Annotated in this window: 21 protein-coding genes, 2 tRNA genes and 1 rRNA gene; all 24 read right to left on the bottom strand. The window is 43.2% G+C overall.

The window, feature by feature from the left end; genetic code table 11:
- Positions 1-185, bottom strand: a 16S ribosomal RNA gene (locus GGR02_RS13475); the annotation flags it as partial.
- Positions 186-452: 267 nt separating this feature from the next.
- A complete protein-coding gene (gene lysS, locus GGR02_RS13480) occupies positions 453-1,937 on the bottom strand; it encodes a lysine--tRNA ligase (RefSeq protein ID WP_183185526.1) in 1,485 nt (494 codons plus the stop codon).
- 81 nt (positions 1,938-2,018) lie between these two features.
- Positions 2,019-3,014, bottom strand: a complete 996-nt coding sequence (gene dusB / locus GGR02_RS13485) for a tRNA dihydrouridine synthase DusB (protein ID WP_183185527.1) — start codon at positions 3,012-3,014, stop codon at positions 2,019-2,021.
- A gap of 58 nt (positions 3,015-3,072) precedes the next feature.
- Positions 3,073-3,207 (bottom strand): hypothetical protein, encoded by a 135-nt coding sequence (locus GGR02_RS17645; protein ID WP_260175134.1) that lies wholly within the window; start codon positions 3,205-3,207, stop codon positions 3,073-3,075.
- Between the two features lie 111 nt (positions 3,208-3,318).
- On the bottom strand, positions 3,319-3,570 hold the full coding sequence (locus GGR02_RS13490; RefSeq protein WP_183185528.1) for a helix-turn-helix domain-containing protein: 252 nt from the start codon (positions 3,568-3,570) through the stop codon (positions 3,319-3,321).
- Positions 3,522-4,049 (bottom strand): 2-amino-4-hydroxy-6-hydroxymethyldihydropteridine diphosphokinase, encoded by a 528-nt coding sequence (gene folK, locus GGR02_RS13495; RefSeq protein ID WP_183185529.1) that lies wholly within the window; start codon positions 4,047-4,049, stop codon positions 3,522-3,524. Before folK ends, GGR02_RS13490 begins: the two co-directional genes overlap by 49 nt.
- On the bottom strand, positions 4,050-4,430 hold the full coding sequence (gene folB / locus GGR02_RS13500) for a dihydroneopterin aldolase (RefSeq protein ID WP_306415783.1): 381 nt from the start codon (positions 4,428-4,430) through the stop codon (positions 4,050-4,052).
- Positions 4,405-5,238 (bottom strand): dihydropteroate synthase, encoded by an 834-nt coding sequence (gene folP / locus GGR02_RS13505; protein WP_183185531.1) that lies wholly within the window; start codon positions 5,236-5,238, stop codon positions 4,405-4,407. Before folP ends, folB begins: the two co-directional genes overlap by 26 nt.
- A gap of 3 nt (positions 5,239-5,241) precedes the next feature.
- Positions 5,242-6,111: an aminodeoxychorismate lyase gene (pabC, locus tag GGR02_RS13510; RefSeq protein WP_183185569.1), complete on the bottom strand. Its 870-nt coding sequence runs from the start codon at positions 6,109-6,111 to the stop codon at positions 5,242-5,244.
- A gap of 6 nt (positions 6,112-6,117) precedes the next feature.
- On the bottom strand, positions 6,118-6,693 hold the full coding sequence (gene pabA / locus GGR02_RS13515) for an aminodeoxychorismate/anthranilate synthase component II (RefSeq protein ID WP_183185532.1): 576 nt from the start codon (positions 6,691-6,693) through the stop codon (positions 6,118-6,120).
- 23 nt (positions 6,694-6,716) lie between these two features.
- Complete coding sequence (gene pabB / locus GGR02_RS13520; protein WP_183185533.1) at positions 6,717-8,114, bottom strand: aminodeoxychorismate synthase component I; 1,398 nt, start codon at positions 8,112-8,114, stop codon at positions 6,717-6,719.
- Positions 8,115-8,240: 126 nt separating this feature from the next.
- A complete protein-coding gene (gene cysK / locus GGR02_RS13525; RefSeq protein ID WP_183185534.1) occupies positions 8,241-9,167 on the bottom strand; it encodes a cysteine synthase A in 927 nt (308 codons plus the stop codon).
- Positions 9,168-9,247: 80 nt separating this feature from the next.
- A complete protein-coding gene (gene hslO, locus GGR02_RS13530; RefSeq protein ID WP_183185535.1) occupies positions 9,248-10,138 on the bottom strand; it encodes an Hsp33 family molecular chaperone HslO in 891 nt (296 codons plus the stop codon).
- A gap of 17 nt (positions 10,139-10,155) precedes the next feature.
- On the bottom strand, positions 10,156-10,929 hold the full coding sequence (locus tag GGR02_RS13535; RefSeq protein ID WP_183185536.1) for a type III pantothenate kinase: 774 nt from the start codon (positions 10,927-10,929) through the stop codon (positions 10,156-10,158).
- Positions 10,930-11,023: 94 nt separating this feature from the next.
- The gene (gene ftsH / locus GGR02_RS13540) at positions 11,024-12,904 is read right to left on the bottom strand and encodes an ATP-dependent zinc metalloprotease FtsH (RefSeq protein WP_183185537.1); all 1,881 of its coding nucleotides are present in this window, start codon (positions 12,902-12,904) and stop codon (positions 11,024-11,026) included.
- A 92-nt stretch (positions 12,905-12,996) separates the two neighbouring features.
- Positions 12,997-13,542 carry a hypoxanthine phosphoribosyltransferase gene (gene hpt / locus GGR02_RS13545; RefSeq protein ID WP_183185538.1) on the bottom strand — a complete coding sequence of 182 codons (546 nt, stop codon included), beginning with the start codon at positions 13,540-13,542 and terminating at the stop codon, positions 12,997-12,999.
- 20 nt (positions 13,543-13,562) lie between these two features.
- A complete protein-coding gene (tilS, locus tag GGR02_RS13550) occupies positions 13,563-14,948 on the bottom strand; it encodes a tRNA lysidine(34) synthetase TilS (protein ID WP_183185539.1) in 1,386 nt (461 codons plus the stop codon).
- Between the two features lie 82 nt (positions 14,949-15,030).
- The gene (locus tag GGR02_RS13555; RefSeq protein WP_183185570.1) at positions 15,031-15,981 is read right to left on the bottom strand and encodes a serine/threonine protein kinase; all 951 of its coding nucleotides are present in this window, start codon (positions 15,979-15,981) and stop codon (positions 15,031-15,033) included.
- Positions 15,950-16,687, bottom strand: a complete 738-nt coding sequence (locus GGR02_RS13560) for a vWA domain-containing protein (protein WP_183185540.1) — start codon at positions 16,685-16,687, stop codon at positions 15,950-15,952. Before GGR02_RS13560 ends, GGR02_RS13555 begins: the two co-directional genes overlap by 32 nt.
- Positions 16,688-16,747: 60 nt before the next feature.
- On the bottom strand, positions 16,748-19,219 hold the full coding sequence (spoIIE, locus tag GGR02_RS13565) for a stage II sporulation protein E (protein WP_183185541.1): 2,472 nt from the start codon (positions 19,217-19,219) through the stop codon (positions 16,748-16,750).
- 183 nt (positions 19,220-19,402) lie between these two features.
- Positions 19,403-19,474 (bottom strand) — tRNA-Glu (locus GGR02_RS13570).
- Between the two features lie 18 nt (positions 19,475-19,492).
- Positions 19,493-19,566, bottom strand: a tRNA-Met gene (locus GGR02_RS13575).
- A gap of 115 nt (positions 19,567-19,681) precedes the next feature.
- A complete protein-coding gene (locus GGR02_RS13580) occupies positions 19,682-20,080 on the bottom strand; it encodes a S1 domain-containing RNA-binding protein (RefSeq protein ID WP_066322168.1) in 399 nt (132 codons plus the stop codon).
- A 101-nt stretch (positions 20,081-20,181) separates the two neighbouring features.
- Positions 20,182-20,553 (bottom strand): FtsB family cell division protein, encoded by a 372-nt coding sequence (locus GGR02_RS13585; RefSeq protein ID WP_183185542.1) that lies wholly within the window; start codon positions 20,551-20,553, stop codon positions 20,182-20,184.
- Positions 20,554-20,564 lie beyond the last annotated feature (11 nt).

Here is a 20,564-nt window from a genome sequence, read left to right on the forward strand (position 1 = left end):
CGTATTATCCGGTATTAGCACCGATTTCTCGGTGTTATCCCCGTCTACAGGGCAGGTTGCCCACGTGTTACTCACCCGTCCGCCGCTAACCGAATAGAAGCAAGCTCCTATTCGATCCGCTCGACTTGCATGTATTAGGCACGCCGCCAGCGTTCGTCCTGAGCCAGGATCAAACTCTCCATCGAAAGTTTTGTTCCAAACTCATATTTTACTCGTTCATTCACGAGGACGCTTCGTTTTGTTCAGTTTTCAAAGAACATTTATTTTTATTAGTCGCTTAAGGCGACCTCTTTAATATATCACGTTCTATTTCCTGTAGTCAAGATGTTTTTTGTTTTTTTGTTCACCAAGTAAAAAATGACGTTTTTTAATTTACCATACTGGTTATTCTAAGTCAACTATCATTTTTGGAGAAATAGGGAGCACTATTATTTTGCGCTCCCTTAGCTAAATTATTTATTGCGCATTTGTGGAAATAATAACACATCACGAATGGATGGAGAGTTTGTTAGCAACATAACAAGACGGTCAATACCAATTCCTAATCCACCTGTTGGAGGCATACCGTATTCTAACGCTTCAATGAAATCTTCATCCATCTCGTGCGCTTCGTCATTTCCTTGTTCTCGTTCTTTTAGCTGGGCTTCAAACCGCTCACGCTGGTCGATCGGATCGTTTAATTCGGTAAAGGCGTTAGCGTGTTCACGTCCGACGATAAACAATTCGAAACGATCAGTAAAGCGCGGATCTTCTTGGTTTTTCTTTGCCAACGGTGAAATTTCGACAGGATGGCCGTAAATAAACGTCGGCTGAATGAGTTTATCCTCTACTTTTTGTTCGAAAAACTCGTTTACGATATGTCCAAATGTCATATGCGGCGCTACTTCTACCCCATGTTCTTTTGCTAGTGCTCGCGCTTCTTCATCGCTCATTTGTTTCCAGAAGTCAACCCCAGTGTATTCTTTAACGGCATCCACCATATGCAGCCGCTTCCATTTCGGAGTCAAGTCGACTTCATGTTCTCCGTATTGAATTTTTGTCGTTCCTAATACTTCTTGAGCAATATGAGCGATCATATTTTCCGTAAGTTTCATAATGTCCTCGAAGTCGGCATATGCTTCGTACAACTCAAGCATTGTAAATTCAGGATTATGGCGTGTAGATACTCCTTCATTGCGAAAGACGCGACCAATTTCGTATACTTTTTCTAGCCCGCCGACAATCAATCGTTTTAAGTGCAATTCAATCGCAATCCGCATATACAACGGGATGTCCAACGCATTATGGTGCGTAATAAACGGACGGGCTGCTGCTCCACCAGCAATCGAATGCATCATCGGTGTTTCCACTTCTAAATACCCGTGGTTGTCTAAATAACGGCGCATCGATTGGATAATTAAGCTACGCGTAATAAACGTATTTTTACTTTCTGGGTTCATAATTAAATCTAGGTAACGCTGACGGTAGCGTTGTTCGATATCTTTTAATCCATGATATTTTTCTGGTAAAGGACGTAATGCCTTTGTTAATAACTCATAAGAAGAAACTTTAACAGACAATTCGCCCACTTTTGTTTTAAATATCGTTCCATGGACACCAACAATATCCCCTAAATCCGATGTGTCGAACAATTCATATTGTTCTTCGCCAACATCATCTTTTCGAACGTAAATTTGAATTTGTCCCGTTAAGTCTTGAATGTGGGCAAAGCCAGCTTTCCCCTTGCCACGTTTTGTCATAATACGTCCAGCGATTGCTACTGGAATTTGTTTTTCTTCTAACTCTTCTTTAGATAAGTCTCCATATAACTCAAACAGCTCTTGCGCTTTATGAGTGCGCTCAAACCGTTTCCCAAACGGGTCAATCCCTTTTTCTCTTAGCTTATTTAATTTTTCTCGACGAACTCGTAGCTGGTCATTTAATTCTTCATGACTCATAACATTCACTCCATTTTGCAATTTTATTAAAAATACTGCCAGCAAAAGCTGGCAGTGAACGAAACCGGTAGACATCTTTCATTACACAGCCTGCGCGTTTTGTTTTGCTTCTACTTCTTCCACAAAATTCATTAATAAAGAAACAAGCTCCTCACGAGTATTACATTCATTAACCGCGTTACGTACTTTCGCATTTCCACGAACGCCCTTTAAGTACCAAGCAGCATGTTTCCTCATTTCTTTGACCGCAATATGCTCGTTTTTTAAAGCAATCAACCGGTCAAGATGTAAAATGCACACATCGATTTTTTCGCGGACAGAAGGTTCTGGAATCAATTCCCCTGTTTCTAAATAACGAACTGTCCGATAAATCATCCAAGGATTCCCAAGGGCAGCACGACCGATCATTACACCGTCTACTCCTGTTTCTTCAAGCATTCGTTTCGCGTCTTGCGGCGTTTGGACATCACCATTTCCAATAACAGGTATATTTACTGCTTCTTTCACTTGTTTAATAACGTTCCAATCTGCTTTTCCTTCATACATTTGTGCTCTTGTTCTACCGTGCACAGCAACCGCCTTTCCGCCAGCCCGTTCGACGGCTTGGGCATTTTCGACCGCGTAAATATGGTGTTCGTCCCACCCGATCCGCATTTTTACGGTGACTGGTTTTTCGACGGCGTCGACAACAGCACTTACGACATCGTAAATTTTATTCGGGTCTAACAACCATTTTGCCCCAGCATCACATTTGGTAATTTTCGGAACAGGGCATCCCATATTAATATCAATGATGTCCGCATTTGTATGTCGGTCAACAAATCGTGCTGCCTCCACCAACGTTTCCTTTTCTCCACCAAAAATTTGTAAACTCAACGGTTTTTCTCGTTCATCGATGTAAAGCATATCTAACGTTTTTTCGTTATTAAATAAAATCCCTTTATCACTCACCATTTCCGCACAAACAAGCCCGGCGCCAAACTCTTTCACCGTCAAACGAAACGCAGAGTTACATACGCCCGCCATCGGGGCAAGCACGACGCGGTTTTTAATTTCAACATCGCCAATTTTAAACATACTATCCCTCCTTTCTGCATATTTAACGCACAAATAATGTTGTTGCCAGGCGTGTTGATTAACCAATAAAAACCAGTTGACATCGCTCTATTTCTAGCTTTTCTGCCTTAGTCGGCAAGCGAACCGCTTGCCGACTGGGCATGCGCACAGCATGCCCTCCGCGAACAATGAACGCTTTGCGGGCAAATGTCATTTGCCCGCCGGCGTTCTTGTTCGAGGGAAGAGGCAGAAAAGCTTGTGTTCAGTCATATGATTCTGTGTTTTTTTAGTAAAATAATGGATAATCAACACCCGTGTGTTGTTGCTACTTTTGTTTCATTGCCGGTACAGCTTCTTCCATAGGCGACATTAGTCCTGGTGGGTACAATTCTTCGACCGTTACGTTTAAACAATTAGCTGCTTTTTGTAAAAATTGCGCGGTCGGTAGCCGGTTTCCACGTTCAATTTCTCCTAAAATGGACACCGACACGCCTAAATCTTTCGCAAATCGTTCTTGTGTATAGCCTTTTAACTTTCGAAAAGCGCGAATACGTCTCCCCCATTTTTCTGCTTCCATAGGCGTACCCCTTCTTTGTCTGGTAGTTCATCTATCTGTGAAGCCACACAACGTTGCACCGTCGGAATATATATGTCCCCATTCAATTCGAATAACGGAACTAACACAAACGCTCGTTCAGTCATCCGAGGATGCGGAATCGTAAGTCGCTCTGTTTCAATATTTTCGTGATTATATAATAAAATGTCAAGGTCTAACGTGCGCGGCCCCCAGCGAATTTCCCGTTTTCTTCCTAATTCCTCCTCAATTATTTGCGTTGCTTCAAGCAACGCAAACGGTGAAAGAGACGTTCGAACATGAATAACCATATTTAAAAAATGGTCTTGTTGAACGTAACCGATAGGAGCGGTTTCATAAATCGAAGACGTGTCGATAACAGAAATTTGTTCATGCGTTGCTAACTTTTCGACCGCCTCATGTAAATAGCGAAGACGGTCACCTATGTTTGAGCCAAGCGCAATATAAGCATAGTTTTCCATTTAACGACCCCTTACTATTTCGACTGCAACTGATTGATAATGTCCTTTAATCGGTGGGTTTGGTTTGCTCACCTTTACTGTACACTGCTCAATTGTTGGAAACGAAGATAAAATACGCGAAGCAATTTGCTCTGCAACTGCTTCAATTAAGGAAAATTGCCTTTCTTCCACTATTTCCCGACATATTTCATACAGTTGTGCATAGTTAATCGTATCGGTCAAACAATCGCTTTCTCCTGCTTTTTTTACATCTGTTTCTACGATTATATCGACAAGAAAGCGTTGGCCGAGTACGTGTTCTTCCGGAAGTACCCCGTGATAGCCGTAAAATTCCATGCCGGTCACATAAATTTTATCAATCGTCTTCGCCCCCTTTTCCAAGCATTGCATCCACCATTTTTGCCATTCTTGCCATCGGCAACACGTCATGGACACGAACAATATGCGCACCTTTCGCAATGCCAAGACAAACAGTCGCTCCTGTTCCTTCCACTCGTTCGTTTACCGGCAAATCAAGAACGTGACCGATAAAAGATTTTCGCGACGTCCCTAGCAATAGCGGATAGCCTAGTTTGGTAAACTCCTCTAAATGGCGCATTACTTGCAAATTGTGCTCTGCTGTTTTCGCAAAGCCGATGCCTGGATCTAAAATAATCGCCTCGTCTTTTACCCCTGCTTTTTTTACAATTTCCACACTTTCAAGCAAATCGGAGATCATATCTGGAATTAAATGTCGGTAGTCCGGCTTTGGGCGATTGTGCATCAAAATGATGGGGACACGATAATGCGCCGCCACTTCTGCCATTTTCGGGTCAGCTTTTGCCCCCCACACATCGTTAATGATATCGGCGCCTGCTTCGATCGCTTGTTTTGCCACTTCTGCTTTATACGTATCGATCGAAATAGGGACATTTACTTCGTTAGCTACTGCTTTTATGACTGGAATTACCCGTTGCAATTCTTCTTCAAGCGGCACTTGTTCCGCCCCTGGACGCGTCGATTCTCCACCAATGTCGATGATATCCGCACCTTCTGCGACTAGCTGTTTTGCATGCTCTACGGCGCGGTCGAGAGCATTAAATTTTCCACCATCAGAGAATGAGTCGGGAGTGACGTTTAAAATGCCCATAATGATTGTTTTTCGTTGAATGTTTAGTGTATACCGCCCACACGGAATGGTTTTTACCATTTGTTAGTCGACCCTTTCTATTAACTCATGTCTTGTCCATAAATGAGTAACGTAACGTTCATAATATTCCTTGAGCTGTTTCGTCACCGCTCCTTCTTTTCCAACGTAGCATCGGTCATGAAGACGGACAACCGGTACAATTTCTTGGATTGAGTTTGTTAAAAATAGTTCATCTGCTGCTTCTAATGCAGACAACCGATATAACCCTTCTTCATACCGAATTTGTAACGTCGTAAGGAGCGATAATACAAATTGACGTGTAATGCCATTTAACGCTCCTGTGTCAATAGAAGGGGTGTATACGATGCCGTCTTTCACCCAAAAAAGGTTAGAAACAATCCCTTCGGTCACAAATCCTTGTTCATTCAGAAAAATACCTTCTACCCGAGGATCGTTACCGATTTCTCGTTTCCCAAGGATGTTGTTTAAATAATGGTGCGATTTCCATCGCTCTTTTCCTTCTGGACTATTTCTTCTCGTTTTTAAAACGGTGCATACTTTTTCCATCGAAATAGTGGAAGGAAGCGGCTTCATATAGACAATGACAACAGGTGCTACATAACCGTCGGTTTGTAAGCCGATATCGCCAATGCCTGCAGATACATTTAAACGTACGTACGCATCTTTCAGCCCGTTTGCTTGCAGCAGCTGATGAACAATCTTCACGACTTCTTCCCGCTGTAAAGACAAACGAATGTTCATCTCGGCTAGACTATTATTTAGTCGCGCAAGATGGTCGTCTAATAAAAAAGGGTGGCCATTATACGTACGAAATGTTTCAAACGCCCCGAGCCCATACATAAAGCCATGGTCAAAAGGGGAAATGCGCGCTTCTTCTCGATGAACAATCTCTCCATTAACGTAAAGATACATCATCGTTCAACCCTTTTTGTATGTGTGAATAAAGTTTCGTAACAATTCCATGCCATGTGTCGTCATAATCGACTCCGGATGAAATTGAACACCTTCCACCGGGAGCGTTTTATGGCGAATGGCCATAATTTCATCGTCCGCTGTCCACGCCGACACGTCGAAGCAAGTTGGCAACGTTTCTTTTTTCACAATAAGCGAGTGATACCGTGTTGCCGTGAACGGGTTAGGGAGATTAGCGAAAATCGTTTTTCCGTCGTGAAAAATTTGTGACGTTTTCCCATGCATTAATTTTTGCGCTCGAACGACATCCCCGCCAAACACTTGGGCAATCGATTGATGTCCTAAGCAAACACCAAAAATCGGGATTTTTCCAGCGAAATACTCAATGGCAGCTAAGCTAATGCCTGCTTCATTCGGGCTGCAAGGTCCTGGTGAAATCATCAAAAAATCCGGACGCATCGCTTCAATTTCCTCAACGGTTACTTCATCGTTTCGCTTAACGATTAGCTCTTCGCCTAATTCCCCTAAATATTGAACTAAATTGTACGTAAACGAATCATAATTATCAATCATTAAAATCATCCATCTCACCTCGTCATAAATGGTTACTCTGCTTCACTCAGCTCTTTTGCTTTCCATAAAGCAATCGCCTTTTTTAAACATTCTTTATACTCGTACTCCGGTCGGGAGTCGATGACGATTCCTGCCCCCGCTTGAACGTGTGCAACGCCATCTTTCGCAATCATCGTCCGAATGGCAATGTTCAACTCCATATCGCCATCAAATCCAATCCAGCCGATGGAGCCTGTATAAACGCTGCGTCTTACCGGCTCCAACTCCTCGATAATTTCCATCGTTCGTACTTTTGGAGCACCAGTAATCGTCCCGCCTGGGAAGACGGCACGAATGACATCGAACGCATCTTTGTCTTCTCCCAATTCGCCAGATACGTGAGAGACGATGTGCATGACGTGAGAATATGCTTCAATCGTCATCCACTCATCCACTTTTACTGTACCATATTTGCATACCCTTCCTAAATCATTTCGTTCTAAATCAACAAGCATTACATGCTCTGCCCGCTCTTTTTCGTTTTCCAACAACTCGCTCGCAATGTGGCGATCTTCCTCTGCTGTTTTTCCGCGTGAACGCGTTCCAGCAATCGGTCTTGTACTTACAAAAGCGCCACGTTTTTTCACAAGCAGTTCTGGAGAACCGCTGACGAGTTGGAAATGTGGCGTATGAATATATGCCATATACGGAGAAGGGTTGAGTAGCCGTAGCTGTTCATAAATGTGAAACGGATGTGTCCGCAGCGGCTTCGATTGCCGTACGGATAAATTTACTTGAAATACATCCCCTTGAGCAATGTAGCCTCTGACTTTCTCGACCGCCTTCATAAATTCTTCTTCCGTCATCGACACAGCTTCTTCGTCCGCCGTTATGGTAAATGGAAAATGCTTTATTTCGTCGTTACCTTTTCCCCATAATGATTCATACATAGACAAACGTTGTTCCGCTTCTTGCTGTTTCCCCTCGTCATAATGAACGAGGACATGTAACACTTGTTCTTGGTGGTCATAAACAAAAACATCGTCAAAAATGAAAAAGTATACATCAGGGAGATTAAGATCATCTTTCGCCATTTCTGGAAGCCGTTCAATATAGCGAGCGCAATCGTAGCTAATATACCCGATTGCTCCACCTTGAAAATCCGGACCATCAGAAATGCGTTCCACTTTCCATTGTGAAAACCATTGTTTCATTAAATGAAGCGGGTTTCCTTGTAGCCGAGTTTCTTCGCCTTTATATTGAATAACTAATTCTTCGCCTTTTCCTTGCACGATGCCGATCGGACGCATGCCAATGATGCTATAACGCCCTGCTCTTCCGCTTTCTAATAATACATGGTACGGTTCGTTTTGAATAAGCGATTTATATTGTTGAAACCAATCTCGTTGTTGATACGAAATGCGTCTTGCTGCTATTTTCCGCAGTCCCATAAGAGGCGGTTACACTCCTTCCTTTGCTGCACATGCCGATTAATTGCTTGTTCCATACATACTACTTATTTTAATATATATAAAAAAATTTCGACAGGGAATATCCCTGCCGAAATGATGCTTTCCTTATTCCTCGAATTGATATAGAGCCGTACTTAAGTAGCGTTCGCCGTTACTTGGAATAATGGCTAATACTTTCTTCCCTTTTCCAAGCTGCTTTGCTACCTTTAACGCGGCATGAATCGCTGCACCCGAGGAAATACCGCCCAAAATTCCTTCTTCTCGCGCTGCACGGCGAGCGGCATCGAACGCTTCTTCTGTTTTTACAGTAATCACTTCATCATAAATTTCCGTATTTAAAATATCTGGGACAAATCCCGCACCAATTCCTTGAATTTTATGTGGGCCTGGTTTTCCGCCGGACAATACCGGAGAATCCGCTGGCTCTACGGCATAAATTTTGATGTTTGGATACGCTTTTCGCAATACTTCACCAGCGCCTGTAATCGTTCCGCCAGTGCCGATTCCAGCCACAAACGCGTCTAGTTGGTCACCCATTTGCTCGACGATTTCTTTTCCTGTCGTCAGGCGATGAATTTCTGGGTTCGCTTCGTTTTTAAATTGTTGCGGCATAAAGTACCCGTGTTCGCTCGCAAGTTCTTCCGCCTTGCGAATCGCTCCACGCATTCCTTCGCTTCCTGGCGTTAATACTAACTCTGCTCCATAAGCACGCAACAAGTTTCGGCGCTCTAAGCTCATTGTATCTGGCATAACAAGAATCGCTTTATAGCCTTTTGCAGCTGCTACCATCGCTAATCCGATTCCTGTGTTTCCGCTTGTCGGCTCAATAATGGTATCGCCAGGCTTGATTTTTCCTTCTTTTTCTGCTGCTTCAATCATTGCTAGCGCAATCCGATCTTTCACGCTGCTTCCTGGGTTCATGAATTCTAATTTGACATATACGTCTGCACTGTCTTCATCCACGATGCGATTTAATTTGACTGCCGGTGTATCCCCAATTAATTCTGTAATGGAGTTTACTGCGCGTGCCATATTATCCACCCCTAATCCCGAGTAATTTTATCGAATTTGTTTAAAATTTATCAACTATTTTCTCAATTGTCAATTATTTTTTATTCTGCTGGTGATTCTGCCAGTTGTTTTAGTTTTTCCAAGTCTTCTCGTGTAAAATAATATGTTTCATTACAAAAGTGACACGATGCTTCCGCATGTCCTTCTTCGTCGATGATATCTTGAATTTCTTTCGGTCCTAAACTGATGAGCGCATCAGCAATTCGCTCTCGCGAACAACGGCATACAAAAGCGACTGGGACTGTTTCCAACACTTTGACATTCCCTTTTCCAAGCAACTCTTCTAAAATTTCTTCCGGCGTTAGTCCTCTTTCCACCATTTTAGACACCGGTGGAATCGCTTTTAATCGTTGTTCAATTTCGTCAATCGTTGCATCCTCCACATCAGGCATTAACTGAAGGATAAATCCACCAGCAGCGAGAATCGTGTAGTCCGGATTCACTAACACCCCTACCCCGACAGAGGAAGGGACTTGCTCAGAAGACGCGAAATAATACGTAAAATCTTCCCCAAGTTCACCAGAAACGAGCGGAACTTGCCCAGTGAAAAAATCGCGTAAGCCTAAATCTTTTACGACCGTTAACATACCGCTTGTCCCGACCGCTCGAGCAACATCTAGTTTCCCATGCTGATTTAACTCAAAGTGAACATGAGGATTCGTTACATATCCTCTGACTTCCCCGTTGGCGTTGCTGTCTACGAGAATGGCGCCGAGTGGACCGCCGCCTTCAATTTTAATCGTTAGTTTGCTGTCACCTTTTAGCATCGCTCCCATCATGACACCTGCTGTCATCGCGCGTCCGAGCGCTGCAGAAGCCGTTGGCCACGTTTGATGGCGACGCTGTGCTTCACGAACGGTTTCGGTCGTTCGCACCGCATACGCCCTTACTTGGCCGTCATATGCTAACGCTTTTACTAAGTAATCTGACATAACATGCTCACCTTTTTCTATTTTTTGTCTACGTTTTTCATATACAAAAGATGCAAGCCTTTCAACGTTAAAAATGGATCAACAATATCGATGACGCTCGACTCGTGAGCGATTAGAGGAGCCAATCCCCCTGTGGCAACGACTTTCGGCGGAACAGGGCTTTTTTCTTTCATCCGCGATACAATTCCTTCTACTTGTCCGACGTATCCGTATACGATGCCAGCTTGCATCGCGCTGACTGTATTTTTTCCGATAATATCGTCGGGGCGGGCAATTTCAATACGCGGTAATTTCGCGGCGCGCGAATAAAGCGCTTCCGTCGAAATCGTAATCCCTGGCGCAATAGCTCCCCCCATATATTGTTTATGTTCGTTAATGTAACAATACGTCGTAGCCGTACCAAAATCGACAATAATTAATGGGCTGCCGTATAGATGAATACCTGCAACAGCGTTGACGATACGGTCCGCCCCGACTTCTTTCGGATTGTCGTATTTAATGTTTAATCCTGTTTTAATCCCTGGACCAACAATTAACGGCTTAATGTGAAAATACTTTAGACACATCCGTTCTAAAGCGAACATAATCGGCGGAACGACCGAAGAAATAATAATGCCGTCAATATCCGAAAAATGAAGACCGACGTGATTCAGCAGCGCTTTAATTACCATGCCGTATTCATCTTCTGTTTTCCCGCGGCTCGTTTCAATGCGCCAATGATGTTTTAGTTCATCCCCATCATACACACCTAATACCGTATTCGTGTTGCCGACGTCTAGTACAAAAATCATCGCTTCATCCCCACTTCTCACAAATGCTTACTTTTTTTCATCATACCATAAGAGGAGAAAACGGTAAAAAAAGATGTCCCTTTAAAGAGACATCTCATTCTTCTTTCTTCGATTGGATATTTACTTTTACATCTTCTTGTTTTCCGTTTCGATCCGGCAATGTTCCGTGCTCAAACAAATGCTTAATTTGTTCTGCGTCTAACGTTTCTACTTCAAGCAATGTTTTCGCAATAAGCTCTAGCTTGTCACGGTTTTCCGTTAAAATTTGTCGCGCCTTTTCGTAACACTCTTTAATAATGCGCTGAATTTCTAAATCAATTTCATAAGCAATTTGATCGCTGTAGTTTTGTTCGTTATGCAAGTCGCGACCTAAAAACACTTGTCCGTGTGACTGGCCGAATTGTAATGGGCCTAACTTTTCGCTCATTCCGAACTCGGTTACCATCCGGCGAGCAATGTTTGTGGCGCGTTGGAAGTCGTTATGCGCTCCGGTGCTGACTTCGTTGAAGACAATTTCTTCCGCGACACGACCACCTAGTAAGCCTACGATTTTATCTAACAACTCCGGCTTCGTCATAAAATAACGGTCTTCCTTCGGCAACATGACGGCATATCCACCTGCTTGGCCGCGTGGAACGATGGTTACTTTATGCACCATTTCCGCATCCGCTAACACCATGCCAATAACGGTATGACCTGCCTCATGGTACGCGACAATGCGACGCTCTTTTTCAGAGATGACGCGACTCTTTTTCGCTGGTCCAGCAATGACGCGGTCTGTCGCCTCGTCAATGTCGCTCATATCAATTTTCTTTTTATTTTGCCGCGCAGCAACGAGTGCTGCTTCGTTCAATAAGTTTTCTAAATCCGCACCAGAAAAACCTGGTGTTCGCATCGCTATCGCTTTTAAATCCACCGACTCATCGAGCGGCTTGTTGCGAGCATGGACGCGGAGTACCGCCTCGCGACCTTTGACGTCTGGACGGTCGACCGTGATTTGTCGGTCAAAGCGCCCTGGGCGCAACAAGGCAGGGTCTAAAATGTCTGGACGGTTCGTTGCTGCGATAATAATGATACCTTCATTGCCGCTAAACCCGTCCATCTCAACAAGCAATTGGTTGAGTGTCTGCTCGCGCTCGTCATGGCCGCCGCCAAGTCCGGCGCCACGTTGACGACCGACCGCGTCAATTTCGTCGATGAAAATGATACAAGGTGCATTTTTCTTTGCTGTCTCGAACAAGTCGCGGACACGCGACGCCCCGACCCCGACAAACATTTCGACAAAGTCTGATCCGCTAATCGAGAAAAACGGTACGCCCGCCTCTCCAGCGACCGCCCTTGCTAATAACGTTTTCCCTGTCCCTGGAGGTCCAACGAGCAGCACGCCTTTTGGAATACGTGCGCCAAGTTCGACAAATTTGCGAGGGTCTTTCAAAAACTCAACGATTTCTACAAGTTCTTGCTTTTCTTCATCCGCTCCAGCGACATCGCGGAAACGAACTTTCTTCTTATCCTCGCTATATAACCTTGCACGGCTTTTGCCGAAATTCATCACCCGACTACCGCCGCCTTGCGCTTGGTTCAGCAAGAAGAAAAACAGAATGAAAATAATGACGAACGGAATAATGGAAGTGAAAAACGTCACCCAACCACTCGTTTCATCTGCTGGCATTACTTCCACTTTTGTCCGTTTGGCAGCTGCATCAATCCGGTTTAAAATCGGATCACTGTTCATGACATACGTCGAAAAATATTGTCCTTCGGCATATGTTTTCAACTGCCCGCGAATTTCATATACGCCGCGTTCCGGCTTCATCGAAAACGACTTTACATCGCCGTTTTCAAGATGTGCGATAAAAGCATCGTACGTCATCGGTTCCGTCCGTTGGTTCGTTCCATTAAAGAAGCTGACAACTCCAATGACGACGAGAAAAATCAGTAAATAAAAAATCGTATTACGGAAGATCCGATTCATTTCTTGCCTCCTCCCATATGAAACACACTATACTCAATAGTATCATAGAAAATCATTCCAATACAACCAATTCGCCATACGGACGGATTGCTTTATTTGCTGTACACTTCTGGCTTTAATACCCCAATGTAAGGAAGGTTCCGGTATTTTTCGCAATAATCTAGTCCATATCCTACAACGAACTCATCCGGAACGATAAACCCGACGTAATCCGCTTCAATATTTGCTTTACGGCCAGACGGTTTATCTAACAGCGTGACAATTTTAATCGTTTTTGCTTTTCGATAACGGAACAAATCGACTAAATAACTTAACGTTAAGCCACTATCGATAATGTCTTCAATAATTAAAATGTCGCGCCCTTCGACAGAGGTGTTTAAGTCTTTTAAAATTTTGACTTCTCCTGATGAAACAGTTGCGTTTCCATAGCTTGATACATCCATAAAATCCATTTCTAAATATGTATCTACATGCTTTAATAAGTCCGCCATAAACGGCATTGCCCCTTTTAACACCCCGACAGCCAACGGAAAACGCCCTTCATACTCTTCTGTCAACACTTTGCCCAATTCTTTCACTTTTTCTTGAATTTGCTCTTGTGTGACTAAAATTTTTTCAATATCTTGATTCATCCCCATTTTCATTTCCTCCTAGATGTTCATTGCTCTTTATAGTGTAATACAAGATAATGCGTTTTTGTAATATCTGTTGCTTCAAAAGCAGATTTTTTTAGCTTTGGTAGCCATAAAATCCTCCCTTGCCCATCTTCCACCACCGGCCACATGTCTCGATCATGTAACGGGATTTTATGTTCGATAAAAATTTCCTTCAGCTTCTTCGTCCCGTTCATTCCTTTCACCGTCATTCGATCCCCAGTACGTCTCGTTCGCACACGCAACGGGAAAGTAATCGCTTCGGGAGAAATGACGAAAATATCAGCCCTTTTTGCTTCCTCCGGATAGTGTTCCCGAAATTCGCTTACAATTACATGTCCATTTGGCAAATCAATCGTTGCTGGAACGGGTACATCCAATACATAAGCATCCGCTTTTTTTTCCTGAAATGTAAAATAACAAACATCGTACGCGCGGATGATTTTTAAACCATCTGGAAAATCTAACTTGCCAGAAGGATGGTTATTCATCAACAAAGCTAAAGCACTGCTTATATGTATGGAGGACAAAGAAGAAGGAATGCCGTCATAGAGATAGTTCAATATTAGTTGAATCCCTCTTCTTTGTAAAGGCTTTGGCATTGCTTGAAATGGACGAATATGCAACCTAACTTCTCTCGGCGTTGTTTCCATTACGTTATTCATCGCTTCATACGTTAATTCCTCTAAAAATGCTTCGTCTTCTAGCACCATTTCACTATAATGCTGGAAACGCTCATGGACACGCGGGTTTTCTTTTTTTAGAAAAGGGAGCACGACATGACGAAATCGATTCCGCGTGTACTCATCTTTTTCATTGCTGGCATCATAGCGTGGCTGAAGGCGATGCTTTTGGCAATACATTTCAATTTCTGCACGGCTGACGCATAAAAACGGACGAATGATATACCCTTCTTGAAACGGGCGTTTAAACGGAATGCCTGCATAGCCTTTTTTGCTACTGCCTCGGACGAGTCGCATTAAAATCGTTTCGATTTGGTCATCGCCGTGATGTGCTAACGCCAAAAAGGAAGCAGCGTGCTTTTCCATTACTTCTTGGAAGAAACGGTAGCGGCATTCGCGCGCCGCTTCTTGTGCTCCCATTTTCGTCTGACGTTGAAAAGCAGGAACGTCGATTTGTTTTGCCTCACATATAATACCGAGCTGGTCGCAAAAATGTTTCACAAAATGCATTTCTTCTTCCGATTGGCGACCACGAAACATATGGTCGACGTGAGCAGCAACAATGGTGATGTTCCATTCTGTTTGGATCGTATAAAAAAAATGAAGTAACGCAAGCGAATCTGGGCCGCCGGAAACACCGATAACCACGGTTGTATTCGGTATTAATAGCTGATGTTTTTTGATAAACGAACAAACGGTTGAGCGCATATCGCCAAAACCTCTTTAACGAATGGTTTATATTATTAATCGTATCATTAATAAAATATTTTCTCAAAAAAGAAGTTCGGATTTAAAGAATTTGTCCATATAAATACAAGGCGTACATACACAATAGTGTCACAACAATGAAGGCAGTTTCAATCATGCCGCTCCGTTTTTTCTTATGATGCTGTTTTCGCGATGGCGATTGCTTTATGCCCGCCCGCGGCACATCGTGGTGAATGGCAGCTACAAGTTCTCGTTTCATGTCCATCGCTCGAACATACGAGCCGTCAATAGCTTTCATCAATACGTGCTCATATTTGCGTAACGTAGCATCAGCTTGAATCATCGTAAATAGCTGCTTTCGACCATTTTCTTTCCGCTCGAATTTAGTCGGGTAACATGCATGAATCATCATCATTGCCACGGCAAACAAATCGTAAGCAGGGTCTGCTTTGCGCGAGCCTAGTCCCCAATAGCCTCGATCATAAAATTCAGTAAATTCTTTGACAGCTCGTCCTTGCAGCGTTGTGCCTCCAACATCGAGCAATCGGATAGTTGGTGGATTGCCCGCCACTAAAACATTTTCGGGCTTTAAATCTCCAAATACCCATCCTTCTTCATGAAGCTGCTCCAACGCAGATAATAGTTGAAGCACTAAAATAACGAGCCATTCTTTCCCGCGTTTTCGAATAAAAGAAAAAAAATCTTCCCCCTTTATATACTCCATCACATAAAATGGAATCGTTCGGTTTATCTTTTGGTCCCACCAGTCATCCATATCTAGCAAAGAAGGTCCAAGGGCGGCTCCCTGGACCTTGGAAAATCGTTTTAATACATTTACTTCAGACGTAATCGTTGTGCTGCTGTCGCTTACCTTTATCGCGACAAGTCCTTTCTTGCTTTCTGCTAAATAAACAGCCCCGTTCGCTCCGTTGCCGAGCGGTTTGACGATTTTATACGCCTGCTTGTGCCATTTTCCAACGATCACTGTACCAGCCGGTAGTTTACATAGACGATTCTTCAAAATAGGATTCATCACGCCCAATCAAGCTCCTTAACGAACGTTTTTTCTGAAAATGGCTGATCGCTTGGCGCAGAGCTGGTCCCGTTGGCGTAAGCCCACCCGATGTTAGTTTAGGAAACACCGACGAAAGCGCCTCAAGCTTCGGTGTCCAATCTAATATTTTTTCCACGTCTTCCTGTTTCCCTGGAAATACAAATACAGAGAAGAGATTATCACCCATGCGAGCATTTAAGCTGAGCGATAAATCAAACAGCGCTTCTTTTACCGTCGGTAACTTTGTTTTCATGCTTCCGCTCGTATCTATTAATATTAAAACTTCCAATTCGACCGTTTCACCGAGCTCATCGACAATTTCCATCACTTCTCCGCGCTTTTCTGGCGGTAAATCTTCCATTGAAATATTTGATCCTAAAATTTGCTTTAACTCCCGATTAACCACCCCTTGTAACGTCTGTGTCATCGCTTTGCGTGTCACCATTTGCACCGTTTGTGACAATTGCTTTGCATATACTACTTGGCTTATGCCCCCTCCTGCCGTCGCAATTCCTTCGACTTCTCGAAGTCCATGTTCGTCCATTACATCTTGGTCAAGTACCCCAATCACGTTCACCGTAATTCCTTGTTCTTTTGCGAGTGCTGCCATAGCGATTGGGTCTTCTCCATGGTTAGAACAACCGTCCGTAATTAATAAAATTTGCCGTAGCGTTCCTTTCCGCACCTTCCATTCCCTCCTCACTTGTAGTATTCCCATCATTGCCGGAATGGAAGCATTTTATACTTATTGCGCCTTTTTCGTATACATATACGCTGGAATAGTTGCCCACTTTGGCGTATTATGTTTAATTTTTGCGACGACGATTGTCATGTCGTCTTCGATTCTTCCAGAGCTCGCACGAATTACCTCCTCCATAATGACATCCGCTACCGCTTGCGGATCAGTCGTTTTTAGTTCTTTAATTTTCCGTTTCATCCATGCTTCGTGATTTTCTACTAACGGTCCTTCAAAAATCCCATCGCTCATCATTATCAACAAATCACCAGACTTTAGTTGTTCATTGACTATTTCAAACTCGGCCTCTTTAATAATGCCAATCGGCAAGTTGCTTGACTCCACTTTTATGACATGATTCCCCCGCTTAATAAAGCTAGGGCTTGAACCGATTTTTAAAAATTTCGTTGACGCATTTTGCAAATCAATCATTGCTAAATCTAGCGTAGAAAACACTTCGTCTGTCGTTCGCAACGAAAGAATCGAGTTAATAGACTTAATTGCAATTGTTTCATCAATGCCTGTTTGTAAAATTTTTTTCAACAACTTTAACGTTTCATTGCTTTCGTAATACGCTCGTTCCCCATTTCCCATCCCGTCGCTGATGGCAATGGCGTATTTTCCTGTGCCAAGCTCGATGAGCGAATAGCTATCCCCCGATACAAATCCTCCCCCCTTCGCAGCAAAAGCAACTCCTGTTTCCACAACAAACGCTTTCGTTGAACCAAACGCCACACGGCAATACCCGTTTGGATAGGCAGAGCATTCTTCCCGCTTGACAACAATCGTTTCGTCCAAAATATCAGAAAGCATCGGGGCAATAAGTTTTTCACATTCTCCCCGTCCTTCGCAGTACGGAATGCTCATTTCGATATCAACGTTCCCTTTTTCCAAACTGTAAATATCGACGTGACCAATCTCAACTCCAAACTCTTGCAATGCATGGAAAATTTGCTCTTCTTGCAAGTAATGATTTTCTTGTTCACGTTGAATTTCTTGTGCGAAATCTTCCATGACTTGTGAAACGCCAAGTAATTGTTCAGCGACTAATTTCCGACTCTCACGAATTTGCCGACGCAACTTTTTATTCGCTTGATAATTAGCCACCTCTTTTTCCATCGTGGCGATTACTTTTTTCCCTTTTGCGCAATACCGATTCCATTCGCGCAATAAAGAATGGTTTTGCATTAACGTTCCTGCATCCGCCTCTAACATCATTTGTTTCATATACTCATACGTTTTATCAAATTGTTGTGCCCAACATTGTTCTTTTTTAAAGCACGTTTGGCACGTTTTTTCCGTCACATCGCCAAGAAAGTAGTCAATCTCTCTCTCCTCTTGCTCCTCACCTAAAAAGCGCTCGGTTGAAAAACTGTTCGCAAGCGCTTGAAAAACGCGGGAAAACTGGGAAACACGTTGTGCCGTCACATCACGAATTTTTCGCATATATTGCTGCTGTTCATTCACATACTCTATCGTTCCTGGGATATATTTCGCTACCGTTTCTGTCCATGCCCGTGGGGTAAGGAGAAACAAGATGGATGCCAAACAAGATTCAACGATTGTTGGAAGCGCTTCTGCCTTGCCATTTCCGTACAGACCAATCAACAATGTCGCTACTAGCAGTCCGAGCGACGCGCCAATTTTCTTTCCTTCTTTTAACAGGCCACCTAAAAGGCCTGCGAACGCTAATAAACTCATTTGATATAAATTATCGATGTTAGCTAAACTCAAAATAAGCCCTGTGACTACTCCTACCGTCGAGCCAATAGTTGTTCCAGCGACAAACGCAAAGAGAAGGACGAGATAGCGCGATAATATATGTTCAAGCGACAATTGAGATACTTCCCACCCAATCGTCCCCGTTAACATCGAAGCGAGCAAAATAACGAGTGAAACAATTTCTTCTGCCCGTAATGTGTGCTTATATTTTTGTGCAGCTAATAGAGGAATGCTTTGTAAAAAAATAAGGGTAAGAACAAAACTAAGACCTGCCTCAATGAATGCCATGACGCTCTCATACGTCGTTGGCGGACCGTTCCATAAATAAATAACCGCTAATTTTGTAGAAAACGATAGACAAAATACAACAAAAGGTGCTATTTTTAGCGCATCGCTCCAAAACTTCTTCCCTGCTTGATGTAATAATAGGAAGCTAAACATCGCTGCAAACACAAAAAACGCCGCTTCAAACGATATCGTTAATGCCCCAGCTACTAACGCAATAAACGCCAACCCAGCTTTCTCACGCCGCAACGTATACACCGATACAAAAAACGGAAGCGCAAACGGAATTAGTTTCGCTAAAATAAGGGCTCGTCCAAGCAAAAAGCCGATGATTAACAAAATAAACCCTTTCTGGATAAACAAATGCCCTAGCCTTATTTTCAAATGCCTTGTCCAACGCGAAAAAACAGCCGGCGTGTCATTTAACGGCACTTCTGAAATTTGTGTTCCCATACGTCTTTCGATTCTTTGCATTTCCGATCTCCACTCCTTTGCTTTTCTATTGACTCTATTATATCGTTTGAATTATCAGAAATTTGTCAAAATAGGAAGACGAGATAAAAAAGTGTTCGACGATTTTTTCGGTTATGTGTCATTGTTATACAAATGTGTCGAAATAAAAAAGGATGCTTCCAAATAGGAAACATCCTTTTCCGATGACCCGTACGGGATTCGAACCCGTGTTACCGCCGTGAAAGGGCGGTGTCTTAACCACTTGACCAACGGGCCATTTGATTTCATTTGTTATAGCGGCGGAGGGAATCGAACCCCCGACCTCACGGGTATGAACCGTACGCTCTAGCCAGCTGAGCTACGCCGCCATACAGACAATTAATATAATAATATTTGTTTGATTTTTTGTCAACACTTTTTCATATAAAAAGCATCCAACCAATGGATGCTTTTATCCTCATGTTCTTATCGTTCAGCAGCAAGTTATCCGCGTCGCGCGCCACGACCTCCCCGCTTCGATTCCGTATGACGCTTCAACGACGCCAATCGGTCTTCACTTTCTTTTAAAAAGCGGCTAATTTTTTGTTCAAAACTTTCCTTTGCAACACGATCATTTGTTTTTGTACGCGGACGCTGTGAAGGCTGAGACTCTTTTGCTTTTTTAATCGATAACCCGATTTTCCCGTCTTTCTCTACATTGATTACGCGCACCTCGACGACATCGCCGATTTTCAAATGGTCGTTAATGTCTTTCACATAGTTATCGGCTACTTCACTAATATGCACTAACCCTGTTACGCCTTCTGGCAGCTCCACAAATGCTCCGAATTTCGTAATGCCTGTTACTTTGCCTTGTAACTTGCTGCCTACTTCAATCGACATAAAAAAAGTGCTCCTCCTTAAAAAATCAAAATCGTTTTCTTTATTATAACGAATAGAAAAAACAAGTGTCAATAAGCCGTACGCCTAACACGCTTCACCGCTTATTTGCCTGGGACAGCAAAAATGATTTCTCCTTCTTTTGACAAATAGTATTTTTTTCGTGCTAATTCGGCGATGTATTCGTCATCATGCAGCTTTTTAATTTCTTGTTCGAGCCGTTTTTGTTTCTTTTCTAACGATTCAAGCCGCTGTTCAAGCCGCTTTTGCTCGCGCACTTTCGCTTCCATGTTAACAGACTGAGAGTGGATAACATATAAAAAGAGCGCCGCTACTATGCTTAACAGCACGCCAAAAAACGTGAAGCGAATAATGGCGACACGCTTTCTTTTCGCTGTTTTCTTTTCTTGCTGTTCATGCGCTGACACGTACGAAGACGGAAGCTTCGTTACTTTCTTTTGCTGTAAAGCACTCATTTTCCTCCACC

Origin of the sequence: Anoxybacteroides voinovskiense, from assembly GCF_014196205.1 — a bacterium.
GTDB classification, from domain to species: domain Bacteria; phylum Bacillota; class Bacilli; order Bacillales; family Anoxybacillaceae; genus Anoxybacteroides; species Anoxybacteroides voinovskiense.

What these genes read in the sequence shown, in the direction of transcription:
- spoIIE (WP_183185541.1), bottom strand. Translation starts at nt 19,219, where the DNA reads ATGCAAAGAATCGAAAGACGTATGGGAACACAAATTTCAGAAGTGCCG.
- hpt (WP_183185538.1), bottom strand. Translation starts at nt 13,542, where the DNA reads ATGGGGATGAATCAAGATATTGAAAAAATTTTAGTCACACAAGAGCAA.
- ftsH (WP_183185537.1), bottom strand. Translation starts at nt 12,904, where the DNA reads ATGAATCGGATCTTCCGTAATACGATTTTTTATTTACTGATTTTTCTC.
- GGR02_RS13535 (WP_183185536.1), bottom strand. Translation starts at nt 10,929, where the DNA reads ATGATTTTTGTACTAGACGTCGGCAACACGAATACGGTATTAGGTGTG.
- hslO (WP_183185535.1), bottom strand. Translation starts at nt 10,138, where the DNA reads ATGTCAGATTACTTAGTAAAAGCGTTAGCATATGACGGCCAAGTAAGG.
- GGR02_RS13580 (WP_066322168.1), bottom strand. Translation starts at nt 20,080, where the DNA reads ATGTCGATTGAAGTAGGCAGCAAGTTACAAGGCAAAGTAACAGGCATT.
- cysK (WP_183185534.1), bottom strand. Translation starts at nt 9,167, where the DNA reads ATGGCACGCGCAGTAAACTCCATTACAGAATTAATTGGGGATACACCG.
- pabC (WP_183185569.1), bottom strand. Translation starts at nt 6,111, where the DNA reads ATGTATCTTTACGTTAATGGAGAGATTGTTCATCGAGAAGAAGCGCGC.
- GGR02_RS13490 (WP_183185528.1), bottom strand. Translation starts at nt 3,570, where the DNA reads ATGGAAGCAGAAAAATGGGGGAGACGTATTCGCGCTTTTCGAAAGTTA.
- lysS (WP_183185526.1), bottom strand. Translation starts at nt 1,937, where the DNA reads ATGAGTCATGAAGAATTAAATGACCAGCTACGAGTTCGTCGAGAAAAA.
- GGR02_RS13585 (WP_183185542.1), bottom strand. Translation starts at nt 20,553, where the DNA reads ATGAGTGCTTTACAGCAAAAGAAAGTAACGAAGCTTCCGTCTTCGTAC.
- folK (WP_183185529.1), bottom strand. Translation starts at nt 4,049, where the DNA reads ATGGAAAACTATGCTTATATTGCGCTTGGCTCAAACATAGGTGACCGT.
- dusB (WP_183185527.1), bottom strand. Translation starts at nt 3,014, where the DNA reads ATGTTTAAAATTGGCGATGTTGAAATTAAAAACCGCGTCGTGCTTGCC.
- GGR02_RS13555 (WP_183185570.1), bottom strand. Translation starts at nt 15,981, where the DNA reads ATGAATCCTATTTTGAAGAATCGTCTATGTAAACTACCGGCTGGTACA.
- GGR02_RS17645 (WP_260175134.1), bottom strand. Translation starts at nt 3,207, where the DNA reads ATGACATTTGCCCGCAAAGCGTTCATTGTTCGCGGAGGGCATGCTGTG.
- pabA (WP_183185532.1), bottom strand. Translation starts at nt 6,693, where the DNA reads ATGATTTTAATGATTGATAATTATGATTCGTTTACGTACAATTTAGTT.
- pabB (WP_183185533.1), bottom strand. Translation starts at nt 8,114, where the DNA reads ATGGGACTGCGGAAAATAGCAGCAAGACGCATTTCGTATCAACAACGA.
- folP (WP_183185531.1), bottom strand. Translation starts at nt 5,238, where the DNA reads ATGGTAAAAACCATTCCGTGTGGGCGGTATACACTAAACATTCAACGA.
- tilS (WP_183185539.1), bottom strand. Translation starts at nt 14,948, where the DNA reads ATGCGCTCAACCGTTTGTTCGTTTATCAAAAAACATCAGCTATTAATA.